Here is a 958-nt window from a genome sequence, read left to right on the forward strand (position 1 = left end):
GTGCATGAAGCTGCCAAAAATCGATTGGTATCTGGGGCTGTCTTGCCCGAGTAATGACATGCCTTTGTACTTGATGAGACTGTTCAGCCGCAAGCCGGTGGTACAAATGATTCACGGACCTGTTGGCGTCGCAAGATCGTCCGGCTACTGCTTAGTAAAAGCCAGCGCTATCTACTATCTGTCAAACACTCGCGAATCCTTGATTAACGCGTTGCAAGCCTATTTAAAAACACCAAAACCTGCGACGGAAAGATATTGGAGCACATTGAACGCCTCCACATTTGTGAACGGTCTTTCTCGCGAACGCTGGCCGAAACAAGCTAATCCAATCTCCAATCGCGTGTTTTGGGCAGCGAGTTTGTTGAAATGGAAAAACGTGGATTTACTACTGGATGACCTAACGCTAGAAAACACCACCACCATGCAATCCACCATTTGTTACATCAAACCGAATGTACCAGGCGTTGAATATTCCACTCCGGATTTTAATACCAATGGGGTCGATTGGTATGAATCTCCAAACAACCTCAACGAATTGCGTGCACAGTGTGGTGTTTTTGTTTCCACCAGCGTGAACGAACCTTTCGGGCTTTCCATTTTAGAAGCACTGGCGTCCGGTATGTGTGTGGTTATCCCTCACGATGATAGCTATTGGGATCGCGTATTGACTCATGGAAAGAACTGCATCAAATACACACCGAATAATGCGGCTTCTCTGCACAACGCGATTCGTCTGCTTAATGAGTCACCGTGGATGAAGGTCACAATGGGACTTGAAGCCTTAAATGTTGCACAGCTATACAGCGCGGAACGCTGCTACATGCCAATAGCTCAATATTTATGTTCAGAGCATGCGCCAACCAGTCATCACAATGCCAAAGCGCGAAACAACGTCAAAGGATATGACCATGTCTAAAGCAATGACCAACATGTCACTTTTCGCGATTGCGTTAGTGAT

At 46.5% G+C, this 958-nt stretch carries 1 protein-coding gene; it reads left to right on the top strand.

Going from position 1 to position 958, the window contains the following annotated elements; genetic code table 11:
• On the top strand, positions 1-916 hold a 916-nt coding region (locus R8N47_RS23915), incomplete at its 5' end, for a glycosyltransferase (RefSeq protein ID WP_318185939.1).
• Positions 917-958: the final 42 nt, after the last annotated feature.

This window comes from Vibrio sp. 2132-1, from assembly GCF_033344315.1.